13 protein-coding genes are annotated in these 16,539 nt (G+C 73.3%); 5 read left to right on the forward strand and 8 right to left on the reverse strand.

Annotated features, from left to right (window positions below; translation table 11 throughout):
• Positions 1-60 precede the first annotated feature (60 nt).
• Genes GT358_RS06840 through GT358_RS06850 form a run of 3 tightly spaced genes read right to left on the reverse strand, consistent with a single transcriptional unit; the run spans position 61 to position 3,759 of the window.
• Positions 61-1,050 (reverse strand): NADPH:quinone reductase, encoded by a 990-nt coding sequence (locus GT358_RS06840; RefSeq protein WP_166581848.1) that lies wholly within the window; start codon positions 1,048-1,050, stop codon positions 61-63.
• Complete coding sequence (locus GT358_RS06845) at positions 1,047-2,090, reverse strand: Gfo/Idh/MocA family protein (protein WP_166581849.1); 1,044 nt, start codon at positions 2,088-2,090, stop codon at positions 1,047-1,049. Before GT358_RS06845 ends, GT358_RS06840 begins: the two co-directional genes overlap by 4 nt.
• Before the next feature lie 52 nt (positions 2,091-2,142).
• Entirely contained in the window at positions 2,143-3,759 is a 1,617-nt protein-coding gene (locus GT358_RS06850) for an acyl-CoA dehydrogenase family protein (protein WP_166581850.1), read from the reverse strand.
• Between the two features lie 173 nt (positions 3,760-3,932).
• On the opposite strand from GT358_RS06850, the gene GT358_RS06855 reads away from it, so the two are divergent.
• A complete protein-coding gene (locus tag GT358_RS06855) occupies positions 3,933-5,447 on the forward strand; it encodes a M10 family metallopeptidase C-terminal domain-containing protein (RefSeq protein ID WP_166581851.1) in 1,515 nt (504 codons plus the stop codon).
• A gap of 168 nt (positions 5,448-5,615) precedes the next feature.
• Positions 5,616-6,797, forward strand: coding sequence for a polysaccharide biosynthesis/export family protein (locus GT358_RS06860; protein ID WP_166581852.1), 1,182 nt, complete (start codon positions 5,616-5,618; stop codon positions 6,795-6,797).
• A gap of 9 nt (positions 6,798-6,806) precedes the next feature.
• Here GT358_RS06860 and GT358_RS06865 read toward each other — a convergent pair whose 3' ends face one another.
• From GT358_RS06865 to GT358_RS06880, 4 genes are read right to left on the reverse strand one after another with little or no spacing between them, the layout of a single operon-like run.
• Positions 6,807-8,423 (reverse strand): ABC transporter ATP-binding protein, encoded by a 1,617-nt coding sequence (locus GT358_RS06865; RefSeq protein WP_166581853.1) that lies wholly within the window; start codon positions 8,421-8,423, stop codon positions 6,807-6,809.
• Positions 8,420-9,358 (reverse strand): ABC transporter permease, encoded by a 939-nt coding sequence (locus tag GT358_RS06870; protein WP_166581854.1) that lies wholly within the window; start codon positions 9,356-9,358, stop codon positions 8,420-8,422. The genes GT358_RS06865 and GT358_RS06870 overlap by 4 nt, the downstream gene beginning before the upstream one ends.
• A 13-nt stretch (positions 9,359-9,371) precedes the next feature.
• Positions 9,372-10,325 (reverse strand): ABC transporter permease, encoded by a 954-nt coding sequence (locus GT358_RS06875; protein ID WP_166581855.1) that lies wholly within the window; start codon positions 10,323-10,325, stop codon positions 9,372-9,374.
• Positions 10,326-10,380: 55 nt separating this feature from the next.
• Positions 10,381-11,952, reverse strand: a complete 1,572-nt coding sequence (locus GT358_RS06880) for an ABC transporter substrate-binding protein (RefSeq protein WP_166581856.1) — start codon at positions 11,950-11,952, stop codon at positions 10,381-10,383.
• Between the two features lie 230 nt (positions 11,953-12,182).
• Here GT358_RS06880 and GT358_RS06885 point away from each other — a divergent pair, with 230 nt between their 5' ends.
• On the forward strand, positions 12,183-13,079 hold the full coding sequence (locus GT358_RS06885) for an NAD(P)-dependent oxidoreductase (RefSeq protein WP_166581857.1): 897 nt from the start codon (positions 12,183-12,185) through the stop codon (positions 13,077-13,079).
• Here the strand turns inward: GT358_RS06885 and GT358_RS06890 are convergent.
• Positions 13,076-14,071: a GlxA family transcriptional regulator gene (locus tag GT358_RS06890; protein ID WP_166581858.1), complete on the reverse strand. Its 996-nt coding sequence runs from the start codon at positions 14,069-14,071 to the stop codon at positions 13,076-13,078. The two genes, GT358_RS06885 and GT358_RS06890, sit on opposite strands and share 4 nt — an antisense overlap.
• A 93-nt stretch (positions 14,072-14,164) precedes the next feature.
• Between GT358_RS06890 and GT358_RS06895 the strand changes: the two genes are divergently transcribed.
• On the forward strand, positions 14,165-15,070 hold the full coding sequence (locus tag GT358_RS06895) for a 3-keto-5-aminohexanoate cleavage protein (RefSeq protein ID WP_166581859.1): 906 nt from the start codon (positions 14,165-14,167) through the stop codon (positions 15,068-15,070).
• A 2-nt stretch (positions 15,071-15,072) separates the two neighbouring features.
• On the forward strand, positions 15,073-16,536 hold the full coding sequence (locus GT358_RS06900) for a carnitine 3-dehydrogenase (protein ID WP_166581860.1): 1,464 nt from the start codon (positions 15,073-15,075) through the stop codon (positions 16,534-16,536).
• The last annotated feature ends 3 nt before the right edge of the window (positions 16,537-16,539 follow it).

A 16,539-nucleotide genomic window follows, 5' to 3' on the forward strand; every position in this document is an offset into this window, starting at 1 on the left:
CCGTGGCCGCTCGCAGCTAGCGCAGCCCCGCCCCGGCGGCCAGTGGCGACGCGGCGCCCCTCAGCCCGAGGGGTCGAGCACGATCTTGCCCAGCACCCGGCCCCCCTCCATCGCCTCGTGCGCCTCGACGATGCGCGACAGCGGCAGGCGCAGGCCGATCTGGTGGCGCAGCGCCCCCTCCGCGAGCCAGCGGTTGATGTCGCGCACGGCCGCCTGCAGCGCGGATTCGGCCGCCTCGTAGATCAGCACGGCATGAAGGCGCGCGTCGCGCAGCATCAAGGCGCGGAAGTCCAGGACCGGGCGCGGCACCGCGTCCGACGCATAGGCCGCGATCGTCCCCCCCGGCGCCAGCACGGCCAGGCTCACGTCCAGGTTGGCGCCCAAGGCGACCTCGACGAGGCGGTGGATGCCCTCCGGCGCTTCGGCCCGGATCGCGGCGGCGAGGTCGCCCCCCCGGCGGTCGAGCACCACGTCCGCCCCCGCCTCCCGCGCGCGTTGGACGGCCTCGGGGCGGCTCGCGGTGGCCAGCACCCGCGCCCCCAGCAGCCGCGCCATCTGGACCGCATAGAACCCGACCGCCCCCGCGCCCCCCTGCACGAGAACCGTCCGCCCCGCGATGGGCCCGTCGGCGAGCAGCGCGTAATGCGCCGTCATGGCCGGGATGCCCAGGCAGGCGCCCTCCTCGAAGGTGGCGGGCTCGGGCAGCGGGGCGGCGCGCGCGGCGGGCAGGACGCACCATTCGGCCGCCGTGCCCCGCGGCCGGCCGCGCTGGGCGAACCACAGCCAGACGCGCTCGCCCAGGCGCGCGGGGTCCACGCCCTCGCCCACGGCGTCGATCGTGCCCGCCCCGTCCATGTGCGGGGTCACGGCCGGAAACGGCATCTCCGCGTCCCCCGGCCGCACGCCGCGCGCCTTGGTGTCGGTCGGGTTGACGGCCGAGACGGCCACCCGCACCCGCACCTCGCCCGGGCCGGGCTGCGGCTCGGGCAGGTCCACGAGTCGGAGCACCTCGGGCGCGGGGCCCCGCCGCCTGTACTCGGCCGCCCTCATGCGAGCCTCACCGGCCGGCCCGTCCGCACGCTCTCGTCGGCAGCGAGGCAGACGGCAAGCGAGCGCAGCGCGTCGCGCAGATGGCGCGACAGGTCCAGATCCTCCCGGATCGCGCGGGCGACAAAGGCTGCCTCGCGATCGCAGAGGCCCTGATGGTCGGGCTCGTCGCCGGCCGCCAGGAGCTCCGGCGGACGGCCGGTGCGATGGCGCCGCAGCGCGCTGGTGCCGACATGCACCGCATGGTCGTCGGACGCGCCGCTCTCGTCTCCCCGGATCGACACGGCCCCGCCGGGCGAGATCACGTCCTTCACGAAGAACGCCGTCTCCGACATCATCGGTCCCCAGCCCGCCTCGTACCAGCCGGCCGAGCCGTCGGCGAACAGCACCTGGAAATGCCCGTAATTGTACATGTCCGGCGCGATCTCCTCCGTCAGCCGCACGCCCATGCCGCGCACCTCCACCGGCTCGGAATCGGTGATCTGGCACATCACGTCCACGTAATGCACCCCGCAATCGACCAGCGGCGAGACCGATTCCATCAGCCGCCGGTGCACCGCCCAGCTGTCCCCCGTGGAGCGCTGGTTGAGGTTGAGGCGGAACACCCAGGGCCCGCCCAGCGCGCGCGCCTCCTCGATCAGACGGATCCAGGCCGGATGGTGGCGCAGGATGTAGCCCACGACCAGCTTGCGTCCGGCGCGCCCCGCCGCGGCGACCACCGCCTCCGCATCGGCCAGCGTCGCCGCCAGGGGCTTTTCGACAAAGACATGCGCCCCCGCCTCCAGCGCTGCCAGCGCGATCCCGGCATGGCTGTCGGGATGGGTGGCGATGGAGACCACATCGGGCCGCAGCCGGTCCAGTGCCGCGCGCAGGTCGTGCTCCACCGCGTAGCGGTCGAGCGGCGGCGGCAGGCGGACGGGCGAGCGGTTCACGAGCCCCGCGATCGCGAAACCGGGGCTCGCCTCATAGGCCAGGGCATGGCTGCGCCCCATCGTTCCGAGACCCACGACGAGGACGCGCAGGGGTCGGTCGCTGGTCTGCATCGGCACCTCCCGCCCCGATCATGCCCGCCCGAGGGCCGGTGTAAAGCCGCCCTCAGCGCGCGCCCAGCCGCCCGAGGATGGCCTCCGTCTCCGGCGCCGGTCCCGCACCCGCCACCAGCGCGCGCCCCTCGCCCAGCCGCGCGGCCGCATAGCCCTCGCCCACCGCAGCGGGCGCCCGCCGCAGCAGGACCGAGGCCACGAGCAGCAGCGCCGCCCGCTCGGCGAAGGCGCGCGCCTCCGCCTCCTCCGGCACGCCCGGCCAGCGCGCGCGCAGATCCCGCAGCGCCGCATCGTAGGTCCGGGAGGTCCCCCGCGCCGCGTCCCACTCCTCCTCCAGCGCCGCGCGCGCGGCCGGCTCCCGCCCCAGCGTCCGGCGGATGTCGAGCGCGATCACGCTGCCCGACCCCTCCCAGATCCCGTTGAGCGGCGCCTCGCGGTAGAGCATGGGCAGCGGCGTGTCCTCCACATAGCCCATGCCGCCCAGCGCCTCCATCGCCTCGCCGATGACGGGGACGGCGCGCTTGTTGGCCAGGAACTTGGCCAGGGCCACCCCGATGCGCGCGAAGGCCCGCTCGCCCCGGTCGAAGGCGCCCGCGACCCGCAGCCCCAGCGCCAGGGCCCCCTCCCAGTCGAGCGCGAGGTCGGCGAGGGTCGCGCGCATCAGCGGCTGGTCGATCAGGCGGCGCTGGAAGGCGGTGCGCCCCTCGCACCACCAGAGCGCCTCGCGCAGGGCCGCGCGCATCAGCCCCGCGGGCGCCATCGCGGTGTCGAGCCGGGTGTGATGGACCATCTCGAGGATCGTGCGCACGCCCTCCCCCTCGGGGCCCAGCCGGTGCGCCAGGGCGCCCTCGTACTCGATCTCGGCCGAGGCGTTGGCGCGGTTGCCGCACTTGTCCTTGAGCCGCACGAGGCGGACGGCGTTGCGCCCCCCGTCGGGCAGCCAGCGCGGCACCACGAAGCAGCTCAGCCCCCCCGGTGCCTGCGCCAGCGTGAGGAACCCGTCCGACATGGGCGCCGAACAGAACCACTTGTGCCCCGTCAGCCGCCAGGCGCCGTCCGCCGGCTCGGCCCGCGTCGTGGTGCCGCGCAGGTCGCTGCCCCCGCCCTTCTCGGTCATCGCCATGCCCATCGTCGCGGCCGTCTTGTCGCCCACGGGCGCAAGACGCGGGTCGTAGGCGGCCGCCGCGAGGCGCGGGCGCCACAGCGCCTCCAGCTCTGCGTCGGCGCGCAGCGCGGGCACGGCGGCATAGGTCATCGTCATGGGGCAGCAGACGCCGGGCTCGGCCTGGCTCAGCAGATAGACCATGGCGGCATGGGCTGCGTGGCCGCCCGCCCCGCCCGTCCAGGGCCGCGCGGCATAGCCGGCCGTCAGGCCCATCTCCATCAGCGCGTGATAGGCGGGGTGGAACTCGACCTCGTCCAGCCGCCGCCCGCCGCGGTCGAAGGCGCGCAGCGCGGGCCCGTGGCGCCGCGCCGCCTCGCCCAGCCGCCAGGCGTCGCGCCTGGCGATGGCGGCGCCCAGCGCCGCCGGGGGCCCTGGGTCGCCCCCCTCGGCCGCGAGATGGTCGCGCAGCACTGGATCGTCCGCCCAAGGGTCGCAGGGCACGGCGGGCGGATCGGGCTGGTTCAGGACCTCGTGGGTCGCAAGGCGGGTCTCGGGGCGGATCATGGCGCCTCCTCCTGCCGCGAGCCTAGGGCAGCCCCTCCCGCGACGCGAGGGCCTCCGGCGTGGCCCCCGGACCACAGGCCGCAACGTTCATCATCCTGCCTTATTCCGGCTTGTCGGACAGGGCCTGCTGTCCGCACCTTCGACCGAGATCCCGGCTTTCGCGGAGAGACTCCATGTCGCCCCGGCCCGCCCCGCTCCAGACCCTCGCCGGCTACATCGCCACCGGCTACTGGCGCGACATCGGCACGATCCCGCACCGCTGGGAGTCCAAGGCGATCAGCGTGAACCTGACGGGCCTGACGGCCGAGGGGCGCGCGCTCGCCCGCGACGCCTTGGCCGCCTGGGCCGGGGTCGCCGACCTGCGCTTCCACGAGGTGTCGGGAAGCGCCCAGATCCGCTTCGACGACCAGGGAAGTCATTCCAATGCCGCGCCGGTCTTTACCGGATCGGGATGGCTGCGGTCGGTGACGGTGAATGTCGGGACGGGCTGGCTGGACCGCTACGGCCAGGGCACGGTCAGCTACTCCTTCCACACCTACCTGCACGAGATCGGCCATGCGCTCGGTCTGGGCCATCCCGGTCCCTACAACGGGGGTGCCGTCTATGGCCGCGACGCGGCGTTCCGCAACGATTCGTGGCAGGCCAGCGTCATGTCCTATTTCGACCAGATCGAGAACACGGACGTGGATGCCAGCTATGCGCGCGTGCTGGGTCCCATGGCGGCCGACATCCTGGCCATCCAGTCGCTCTACGGCCCCGCCCGGGGCGGGCCGACGGCCGGCGACACCATCTATGGCGTCGGCACCACGCTGGGCCACGCGGCCGCGCGCGTGCTCGCCTCGGCCGAGGGGCTGTCGCGCTCCACCTTCACCATCTGGGACGAGGGCGGGACCGACACGATCGATTTCTCCCAGGACGGACGGGCGCAGCGGGTCAACCTCGCCGCCGGCGCGGTCTCGGACGTGTTCGGGCTCCGCGGCAACCTCGTCATCGCGCCGGGCACCGTGATCGAAGCCTATGTCGCGGGTCAGGGCGCCGACCGGGTGATCGGCAACGGCGCGGCCAACCGGCTCGAGGGGCGGGGCGGCGACGACCGTCTCGAGGGGAGGGGGGGCCACGACAGGCTCTGGGGCGGGGACGGCGACGACCACCTGTCGGGGCAGGGCGGCGCGGACGAACTGCGCGGAGGCGCCGGCGGCGACACGCTCCGGGGCGGGCCGGGGCCGGACCGGCTCCGGGGCGAGGCGGGCGACGACCTGCTGGGCGGCGATGGCGGGGATGACTGGCTCTGGGGCGACGACGGCCACGACCGGCTTCTGGGCGGGACGGGGCGGGACAGCCTCTCCGGCGGCGCGGGCGACGACCGGCTGGAGGGTGGCGGCGGGGCGGACCGGCTCGACGGGGGCCCCGGCAACGACCGGCTCGCGGGCGGAGGGGATGCGGACATGTTCGTGTTCTCCGGCGGCCGCGACATCATCCTCGACTTCCAGGATGGGCTCGACACGATCGGTTTTGCGCGGTCGCTCTGGGCGGCCGGTCAGGCCCCGCGCGCGGCCGACCTTCCCGGTCTGGCCCGACAGGACGGCACGGCCGTCCTGTTCGAGATCGGCGGCCACAGCCTGCGGGTCGAGTCCGCCGGGGGGCCGTTGACGGTGGCCATGCTGGCCGACGACCTGTCCCTCGTCTGATCCGTCCGGCTCGGCCCGCCTCCGCCGATCGCGCCGCCCGCGGACGGGCCGGGGCGCGGAACGGGTTTGCACGGCTGCTTCTCTGCCGCTATGGGTGAGGCGAACCGACGCGGCCCCCGCCAGCGGGGTGCACGCGCGGGCGGCGGATCGAGGGCGCGGGGCGCAATCATGCGGACAGGAACGTCCCAACGGGACGCGTCGGACGCGGTTCCCCTCCTGCGGGCCGGAGGACTGCGCCGATCCTGTCGCACATTCGCGACCGCCCTCATCTGCCTGGCCCTGGCCGCCTGCGGAGAACTGCCCCGCGGCGCCGCCTTCGAATCCGAGATCCTGCAGGCCAGCACCGACGCCGCCACCCCGGCCGATTTCATGGTGGCGCCCGTCACCCGCGCGCTCCTGCCGGTCTATGCCGCCTGGCCCCATCCGGGCGAGCGGCGCCTGCACTGGATCAGCGCCACGCCCGAGCCCCCGAACCGCATCATCGCGCCGGGCGACGTGCTGCGCATGACCATCTGGACGGCCGAGGACAACTCGCTCCTGACGGCGCCGGGCCAGCGCGCCATCGCCATGGATGCGGTGACGGTCTCGGCGGGCGGCACCGTGTTCATGCCCTATGTCGGCACGGTGCGCGTGGCCGGCATGAGCCCCGAAAGCGCCCGCGCCGCGATCGAGACGCGCTATGCCGAGGTGACCCCTTCGGCGCAGGTCCAGCTCGAACTGGCCGAGACGCGCGGCAACATGGTGAGCCTCGTGGGCGGGGTGCGCGCGCCGGGCTCCTTTCCGCTGCGCGACCAGAGCTACAGCGTGCTGTCGCTGATCGCCGAAGGCGGCGGGGTCGAGCCGGGACTCAACAACCCCCAGATCACGCTGATGCGGGGCGGGCAGGTCTTCGGCACCTCCGTGCGGCGCCTGTTCGAGGACCCCCGCCTCGACACAACCCTGCGCGGCGGCGACCGCGTCATCGTGCAGGCCGACGACCGCTTCTTCCTGTCGCTGGGCGCGGCCGGGACGGAGGCCGTTCATCCCTTCCCCCGCGACGAGATCACCGCGCTCGAGGCCATCTCGATCATCGGCGGGGTGGCCGAGACGCGCGCCAATCCCCGCGGCCTGCTGATCCTGCGCGAGTATCCCGCCTCCTCGGTGCGTGCGGACGGGACCGGCCCCACCCACCAGCGCGTCGTGTTCACGATCGACCTGACCACGACCGACGGCCTGTTCAGCGCAGGCGAGTTCCGCATCGCCTCGGGCGATCTGGTCTATGCGACCGAGAGCCCCGTGGCCGGGGCGCAAGGCATCATCGGCCTGATCGGCGGCTCGCTCGGCATCGTGCGCACGGCCTCCAGCCTCTGACGCCGGATCTCACCGCGCGGCCCGGCGCCGCTCCTCCAGCACGCGGTCCAGCCAGTCGGGGTCCATCTCCGGCACCGAGGACAGCAGAAGCTCCGTATAGGGGTCGTGCGGCGGGCTCAGCACCTCGGCCTTGGGCCCGTCCGTGACCACGCGGCCATCCTTCATCACCACCACGTCGTCGGCGATGGCGCGCACGGTGGCGATGTCGTGCGTGATGAACATGATGGCCAGGCCCAGCTCCGCCTGCAGCCGGTCCAAGAGCTTCAGGATCCCCTCCGCCACGATCTGGTCGAGCGCGCTCGTCACCTCGTCGCAGAGCAGCACGCGCGGCCCGGCCGCCAGCGCCCGCGCGATCCCCACCCGCTGCTTCTGCCCCCCCGACAATTCCGCCGGAAAGCGGTCGAGGAACCGCCGCGGGTCCAGCTCGATCATCTCCATCAGTTCGACGAGCCGCGCCTCCAGCGCCGGCCCCGACAGGCCGCCGTAGAAGGATGCGGGCCGGCCCACGATCTCGCGCACCCGCTGGCGCGGGTTCAGCGCCGTGTCGGCCGACTGGTAGATGAGCTGGATCGCCCGCAGGTCGTCGCGCGCCCGGGCCCGGTAGGACGGGGCCAGCACCCGCCCCTCCAGCCGCACCTCGCCCCGCGCGGGCGGCAGCAGCCCCGCCACCACCCGCGCCAGCGTGCTCTTGCCCGAGCCCGACTCGCCCACCACCGCCGTCGTGCGGCCCGCATGCAGGTCCAGGTTGACCCCGTGCAGCACGGTCAGCGCCCCGTAGGCCGCCGTCACGAACCGCGCCGAGACGAGCGGCGCCCCCGCGGGCGGGGGCCTCTCGGGCCGCCGGTGCGTCCGCACAGCCCAGAGCGAGCGGGTGTACTCCTCGCGCGGCTCGGCCAGCATCCGGCGCGTCGGCGCCTCCTCCACCTCGTCGCCGCGCAGCAGCACCTTGATGCGGTCGGCCATCTGCGCGACCACCGCGAGGTCGTGGGTGATGTAGATCGCCGCCGTTCCCGAGCCGCGCACGATGTCGCGGATGGTGGACAGCACCTCGATCTGCGTGGTCACGTCCAGCGCGGTCGTGGGCTCGTCGAACACGATCAGGTCGGGACGGCAGGCCATCGCCATCGCCGTCATCGCCCGCTGCAGCTGCCCGCCCGAGACCTGGTGCGGATAGCGGAAGCCGATCCCCTCCGGGTCGGGCAGCCGCATCCGGCGATACAGCTCCACCGCGTCGCGCTGGGCCTCGCGCCGGGTGGCGATCCCGTGAACGACCGGCGCCTCCACATGCTGGTCGATCAGCCGGTGCGCGGGGTTGAAGCTCGCGGCCGCCGACTGGGCGACATAGGCGATGCGGCTGCCGCGCAGGGCGCGGCGCACCGGCTCGGGCGCGGCGGCCAGGTCCGTGCCGTCGAACCACACCTCTCCGGCCGCGATCCGGCAGCCGTCGCGCACATAGCCCATCGCGGCCAGGCCCAGGGTGGACTTGCCCGCCCCCGACTCCCCGATCAGGCCCAGCACCTCGCCGCGCGCCAGCGTCAGCGACACGTCGCGCACCAGCGGCACCCAGCCCGTCTCGGTGCGCCCCTCGATCGTCAGGTTCCGGATGTCCAGAAGCGGCGCGGTCATTCCTTGAGCCCCGAGGCGCGGTGAAGCTGCCAGTCCACGACGAAGTTGACCGCAACCGTCAGCAGCGCGATGGCGCCCGCGGGCAGCAGCGGCGTGGGATCGCCGAAGGTGATCAGCGTGGCCGTGTCGCGCACCATGCTGCCCCAGTCGGCCGTGGGCGGCTGGATGCCCAGGCCCAGGAAGGACAAGGCTGAGATCGACAGGAACACGAAGCAGAAGCGCAGGCCGAACTCGGCGATCAGGGGGGCGGCGGCGTTGGGCAGCACCTCGCGCCCGATGATGCGCAAGAGGCCCTCGCCCCGCAGCCGCGCGGCCTCGACATAGTCCATCACCACGATGTCCATGGCCACCGCGCGCGCCAGCCGGAAGACGCGGGTCGAATCGATCAGGGCGATGACGATGATCATGTTGGGGATCGACGGGCCCAGCAGCGTCAGCAGCAGAAGCGCGAAGATCAGCGCCGGAATCGCCATCAGCACGTCCACGATCCGGCTCAGCACGCCGTCGAGCCAGCCCCCCACCGCCGCGGCGAGCAGTCCCAGGGACGTGCCCACCCCGAAGGCCAGCATCGTCGTCACGAGCGCGATGCCCACCGTGTTGCGCGCCCCATAGACCAGCCGGCTGAACAGGTCGCGCCCCAGATGGTCCGTGCCCAGCCAGTGCTCGGCGCTCCAGGGCAGGTACTGGCCGCCGACCACCTGCCGCTCGCTGAAGGGGGCGATCCAGGGGGCGAACAGGCCCACCAGCGCATAGACCAGGATCACCGCCATCCCGAACGCGGCCGAGAGCGGCATGGCCCGCAGCGCGCGCGCCGCGGCCGCGCCCCGCGCCGTGGCGCCGGCCAGCGCCGCCGCGACCGCGCGGAACAGCCAGCCCAGCGCCGCACCCAGCGCGACCGCCGCCGCGATCCAGCCCAGTGGCGCGAGAAAGGTCATGCCGCGCCCCCCCTCATCGCCGGTGCAGCAGCCGGGGGTTGGAGATCGTGGACAGCACGTCCGCGAGCAGGTTCAGCAGCACATAGGCCCCCGCGAAGATCAGCGCCGCCGCCTGCACCACCGGCACGTCGCGCACCGTCACGCTGTCCACCATCAGCTGCCCGAGGCCCGGATAGACGAACACCACCTCCACCACCACGACCCCGGTGATCAGGAACGCGAGGTTGAGCGCCACCACGTTGATGATCGGGGCGAGCGCGTTGGGCAGGGCGTGGCGCCAGATCACGCGCGCCCGGCTCATGCCCTTGAGGCGGGCCATCTCCACATAGGGCTGCGCAAGCAGGTTCACGATCGCGGCCCGCGTCATGCGCATCATGTGCGCCGTCGTCACCAGAGTCAGCGTCAGCGCGGGCAGGAAGGTCACGTGCAGCCGGTCGAGCAGCCCCATCCCCGGCCGCACCGCAGCCATGGTCGGAAACAGCCCCGTGCCGGCGAACAGGAAGATCAGGATGTAGGCCACGAAGAACTCGGGGAACGCGATGGTGCTCAGCGTCGCCATGTTGGCCGTGCGGTCGAAGAGCGAGTTGCGCCACAGGGCCGCGAGCAGCCCCAGCCCGATCGCCAGCGGCACCGCGAGCACCGCGGCATAGGCGGCCAGGAACAGCGTGTTGCCCAGACGGGTGGCGATCAGGTCCGCGATGGGCCGCCGGTTGGCGAGCGAGACGCCGAAATCGCCCTGCACCGCCCCCGCGATCCATTCGAGGTAGCGGACATGGGCCGGCCGGTCGAGGCCCAGCTGCTCGCGCAGCGCGCGCAGCGTCTCCTCCGTGGCCGCCTGTCCCAGCTGCGCCTGCGCCAGATCCGTGCCCAGCATCTCGATGGCGCCGAAGATCACCAGGGTGACCGCGAACAGCACCAGAAGGCCCAGCAGCAGCCGCTGGGCCACCATCCGCGCGATCACGCCCATCCGTCCTGCCCCGTATCAGGGCGGCCCCGGAGGGTCCGGGGCCGCATGGCTTCCGTCAGGCGAACCACCACCGTTCCGGCGCCCGGAAGCCGTCCAGCACCCAGTTCGCCCCCACCTGCTCGGGATGGGCCAACCGGTCGCTGTGGGCCATGGTGTAGTTGGCGAACATCGGGATGATGATGCCGCCCTCGTCGCGCACGATCCGCTGCATCTCCGAATACATCTCCTGCCGCAGCCCCTGGTCGAGTTCGGTGCGCGCGGCGACCAGCAGCTCGTTGAAGCGCGGATGGTCCCAGAAGGTCTCGTTCCACTCGGCGCCGGCGGCATAGGCGGTGGTGAACATCAGGTCCATGACCGGCCGCCCGCCCCAGTAGGTGCCGACAAAGGGCTTCACCATCCACACGTTGGACCAGTAGCCGTCATCGGGCTCGCGCACGACGTTGATGGTGATGCCCGCGGCGGCCGCGCTCTCGGCGAACAGCAGCCCGGCGTCGATCGCCCCGTCGAAGGCCGCGTTGGCCACGTGGAGATCGACCGACAGCGAGTCCATCCCCGCCTCGCGCAGGTGGAAGCGGGCGCGCTCGGGGTCGTATTCGCGCTGCTCGATGGTGTCGTCGAAGAACGGCATGGACGGGTTCACCGGCATGTCGTTGCCGACCGAGCCGTAGCCGCTCAGGATCTTGTCCACCAGCTCCTGCCGGTCGATCGCGTACTTGAGCGCCAGCCGCACGTTGTTGTCCGAGAAGGGCGCGGCGCGCGTGTCCATCGGGAATCCGAAATGCTGCCCGCCGTTGAGGCTGATGATGCGGATCCCCGGCGCCCGCTCGAGCAGGTGCACCGTGGGCAGGTCCACCGCGTCGATCACATCCACCTGGCCGGAGATCAGCGCGTTCTGCCGCGCCGCCGCATCCACGATCGAGAGCAGTTCCAGCCCGTCGAAATAGGGCCGCCCCTCCTTGAAGTAGTCGTCGTTGCGCGTGAAGGTCGCGCGCACGCCCGGCTCGAAGCTCTCGAAGACGAAGGGCCCGGCGCCCACCGTGCCCAGGGGGTCGATCGCCCCGTCCGTCGCCGGCTTGATCGGCATGTGGTAGTCGGAGACCACATAGGGGAAGTCCGCGTTCCCGCTCGAGAGGACGAACACCACCGTCGTGTCCCCGTCCGCGCGCAGCTCGGCCACCTGCTCGAGCAGCGACTTGACGGCCGAGGTCGAACCCTCCCCTCGGTGATAGTCGAGCGAGGCCACGACATCCGCCGCCGTCAGCGGGCGGCCGTCATGGAAGCGGATGCCGTCGCGCAGCCGGAAGGTCCAGGTGACGGCGTCCTCGCTCGCCTCCCAGCTTTCGGCCGCCTCGCCGACCAGGCTGCCGTCGGGCAGGATCTCCGTCAGATAGACGTTGGTCGCCTGGATCACCATCTGGGTGAACACGTGTTCGGCCACGGCCGGGTCCACGTTGTCCGAGGTGTTGCCGTGCGCGATCCCGATGCGCAGCACGCCGCCCCGCCGCGGCTCGGCCCGCAGCGGCGTGCCCCAGGGCGTCACCAGCGTCGCCGCACCGATCGCCGCGCCCCCCTTGAGGATGCCGCGGCGCGAGATGCCGGCCCGTGCCGGCCCCATCAGTCTGGTCATCGTCCTCTCCCCTGTCGGACCCGGTTCTCTTGTTGGCGCGGATCATTCCCCAGCCCCGCCCGTCGCGCAACCGCCCATGGGGCCGGGTCCCGTCCGTTTCGGCCACTCTGCCGTGAGGGGGTCGCATCCACCCCGCCCAAGCGACGGTTTTGCCCCCGAAAGCGACGCAGCCGGGCCAGCCGGCAGAGGCGTCAGGGCGCACGCCGCGGCGACCGGCAGGGAGACAGGACATGCGCTACGGTTTCGTGGGACTGGGGGAACTGGGCGGCGCGATGGCGCTGAACCTCTGCCGCAGGGGCCTTGCCCTCACGGTCCACGACCGCGACGAGACCCGCGCCGCCCCCCACCGCGAGGCGGGCGCGGACTGGGCCGACGGGCCCGAATCGCTGGGGGCCTGCGACGCCGTCATCACCTGCCTGCCCTCCCCCGCCGCCTCCGAATCCGTCCTCGACGCGCTCATCGGCACCCTGCGCCCCGGCGCCACCTGGATCGAGATGTCCACCCTCGGCCAGGCCGACATCCTGCGCCTGGGCCGCCGCGCGGCCGAGGCCGGCCTGCGCGTGCTCGAGGCGCCGGTGACGGGCGGCGTCCACCTCGCCCATCGCGGCGAGATCACCGTGCTGGCCGGGGGCGAGGCGGACCTCCTCGCCCTCCACCGCCCCGCGCTTCAGGCGATGGGGGGCCGCCTCTTCCACATGGGACCCTTGGGCTCGGCCGCCGTGATCAAGGTCATCACCAACATGCTGGCCTTCATCCACCTCGTCGCCGACGGCGAGGCGCTGATGCTCGCCCGCCGCGCGGGCCTCGACCTCGCCCAGTCCTGGGAGGCGATCCGCGCCTCCTCGGGCACGAGCTTCGTGCACGAGACCGAAGGCCAGCTCATCCTCAACGGCTCCTACGACGTGGGCTTCTCGATGGACCTCGCGCTCAAGGACCTCGGCTTCGCGATGGAGCACGGCCGCGCGCTCGGCGTGCCCCTCGACCTCGCCGCCCTGACCGAACAGACCTTCCGGCGCGCCCGCGCCGTCTATGGCGGCGCGGCCCAGAGCACGCAGGTGGTCAAGCTCCTCGAGGACGCGCTCGGCACCGACCTGCGGGCCGAGGGGTTCCCGGCCCGTCTGGCCTAGCGGCGCGGCGCTCCCCCCGCCGCCTCGCCGCTGACGGCCCGACCCGCCCGCGCCTGCGCCCGCGCCGCGCGGGCCGTCAGCCCGACATGGCGCCGGAACGCGCGCGAGAAGGCCGAGAGCGACGCGAACCCCGTCCGCTCGGCCACCTCCGCCAGGGGCAGCGCCGTGTCCGTCACCAGCCGCCGCGCCGCCGCGAGCCTTAGGCCGAGGTAATAGGCCCCCGGCGAGGTGCCCAGCGTCTCGCGGAACAGCATCTCGAGACGGCGCACCGAGACCCCCGCGCGCCGCGCCAGCGCCTCGGCCGGCAGGGGCCGGTCCAGCGCCCCCTCCATCGCCCGCACCGCGGCCGCCACCCGCGGCTCGCGCTGCTCCAGACGGCCCAGGCTCACGAAGGGCTGCGGCTCGGCCGCCGCGCGCGTCTCGTCATAGACGAACACGCTCGCCACATCGAGCGCGGCCGAGGGCCCCCAGCGCCCGCGGATCAGGTGCAGCATCAGGTCGAAGGCGGGCGAGGCGCCCCCCGCCGTCGCCACCCGCCCGTCGATCACCCAGCGGTCGGGCCGCACGTCCGCCTCGCCGTGCAGGATCAGGAAATCCTCGAGATCCTCCCAATGCGCCGTCGCCCGCCGCCCCGTGAGCAGCCCCATCGCCCCCAGCACCCAGGCCCCCGATTCGATCCCCGCCACCAGCTCGAACCGCCCCGCCAGCCGCCGCAGCAGCGGCAGGGCGGGCCGCGCGTGCCCGGCCGCGTCGATGCCTCCCACCACCGCCAGCACGTCACCCCGCAGCCCCTCCTCCAGCGCGCCCTGCACCGGAAAGGGCAGCCCGCAGCTCAGCGCCACGGGCGCCCCGTCCAGCGACCGGACCCGCCAGGCCGCCCCCGCATCCCCCCGCACCCGCCCCAGCGCGCGCCAGGGCTCGATCGTGCAGGCCGTCGTCATCAGCGACGCGCCGGGCAGCACGAGCACCTCGATGGCGAAACGGTTTGACATTGCGCGAAACGTCAAACGCAACGCGCGGTGGGTCAACCCTTTCTTAACCAACCGCTGCCAGTGTGGCCGGCGACGACCAAGGGGGGATCATCCATGCCGCTCACGCCCAGCCGGGACGTGTTCATCACCTGCGCCGTGACGGGCGCGGGCGACACCACCGCCCGCTCCGACAAGGTGCCCGTGACGCCCGACCAGATCGCCGCCGCCTGCCTCGAGGCGGCCGCGGCCGGCGCCGCCGTGGTCCACATCCATGTCCGCAACCCCGAGACGGGCAAGGCCGCGCGGGACGTCTCGCTCTACGAGGCGGTGGTGGACCGCCTGCGCGATTCGGGGACCGACATGGTCCTCAACCTCACCGCCGGGATGGGCGGCGACCTCACGCTGGGCGACCCGGAAAGGCCCCTTCCGCCCGCGGCGCAGGGCACCGACATGGCCGGCGCGACCGAGCGGCTCGCCCATGTCGCCTCCATCCGGCCCGAGATCTGCACTCTCGATTGCGGCACCATGAACTTCGGCGAGGGCGATTACGTCATGGTCAACACGCCGCCCATGCTGCTCGCCATGGCGCGCGGCATCCAGGCCCTCGGGGTGCGCCCCGAGATCGAGGCCTTCGACACCGGCCACATCCTGCTCGCCAAGTGGCTCAAGGACCAGGGCGCGATCGACGACCCCACCGTGATCCAGCTCTGCATGGGCATCCCTTGGGGCGCGCCGGACGACCTCGCCACCTTTCTCGCCATGCGTCAGGCCGTGCCCGAGGGCTGGATCGCCTCGGCCTTCTCCATCGGCCGCAACCAGCTGCCCTATGTGGGCCTCGCCGTCGCCGCGGGCTGCCATGTCCGCGTCGGGCTCGAGGACAACCTCTGGCTGCGCAAGGGCCATCTCGCCACCAACGGCGAACTCGTCGCCGCCGCGCGCCGGACCGTCGAGGGGATGGGCGCGCGCCTTCTCGGCCCCGCCGAGGTGCGCGAGCGCCTCGCCCTCGAGCGGCGGTGGTGACCATGGCGATCCGCAGCACGGCCGTCCTCGGCGGCGGCGTCATCGGCGCGGGCTGGGCCGCCCGGCTTCTCGAGAACGGCCTCGACGTGGCCGTGTTCGACCCCGCCCCCGACGCGCGGCGCCGGCTGGACGAGGCGCTCGCCAATGCCGACGCGGCCTATGCCAAGCTCTACACCGCGCCCCGCCGCGCCAGGGGCCGCCTGCGCATGGCGCCTTCGGTCGCCGATGCCTGCACCGGCGCCGACCTCGTGGTGGAGGCCGTCCCCGAGCGGCTGGAGATCAAGCACAGGGTCTATGCCGAGGCCGAGACGACCGCCGCCCCCGACGCGCTGATCGCGTCGAGCACGAGCGGCCTCAAGCCCTCCGACCTCCAGGCCCCGCTGCGCCACCCCGAACGCCTCCTCGTCGCCCATCCCTTCAACCCCGTCTATCTCCTGCCGGTGGTCGAGATCGTGGGCGGCACCCGCACCTCCGAGGAGGCGATCGGCCGCGCGATGGCCTTCTACCCCACGCTCGGCATGAAGCCCGTCCGCATCCGCAAGGAGATCGAGGCCTTTGTCGCCGACCGGCTGCTCGAATCGCTCTGGCGCGAGGCGCTCTGGCTCATCCGCGACGGCATCTGCACCACGCAGGAACTCGACGACATCGTGCGCTACGGCTTCGGGCTGCGCTGGGCGCAGATGGGGGTGTTCGACACCTACCGCGTCGCCGGGGGCGAGGCCGGGATGCGCCACTTCATGGCCCAGTTCGGCCCCTGCCTCCAGTGGCCCTGGACGCGGCTCACCGACGTGCCCCCCTTCGACGACGCGCTGGTGGACCTGATCGCCGGCCAGTCCGACGCCCAGTCCGGCCACATCCCCATCCGCGAGATGGAGCGCATCCGCGACGACAACCTCGTGGCGATCCAGAAGGCGCTGCAGGCGACGAACTGGGGCGCCGGCGCCCTTCTGGCCGAGCACGAGGCGCGGCTGGCCGCCGAGGCGCCCGAGCCCGACTGGTCCGCGCCGCTGCCGACGCTGGCGCTGCGCGTCCCCGCCCACTGGCTCGACTACAACGGCCACATGACCGAGTCGAAGTATCTCGAGGCCTTCGCGCTCGCCACCGACGGCTTCATGCGCATGGTGGGCATCGACGCCGAGGCCGTCGCCGCCGGCCACTCGATCTTCACCGCCGAGACCCACCTCCGCCACCTCGCCGAGGTCTCCCGCGACGAGGACATCCGGGTGGAAACGCAGGTGATCTCGGCCGCCGCGCGCAAGATCCACCTCTTTCACCGCATGCGCCATGCCGACGGGCACGACCTCGCCACGGCCGAGCACCTCCTGATCCACATGGACCTCCGCGCCCGCGCCGCGGCCGAGCCGCCGCCCGCCATCCGCGCCCGTATCGACCGCGTCGCCGCCCTCCACGCCGCCCTCCCGAGGCCCGAGGGCCTCGGCCGTCATGTCGGCCAGCCCAAGGGGTAAGCC

This window comes from Rubellimicrobium sp. CFH 75288 (assembly GCF_009904055.1).
GTDB lineage: Bacteria > Pseudomonadota > Alphaproteobacteria > Rhodobacterales > Rhodobacteraceae > Rubellimicrobium.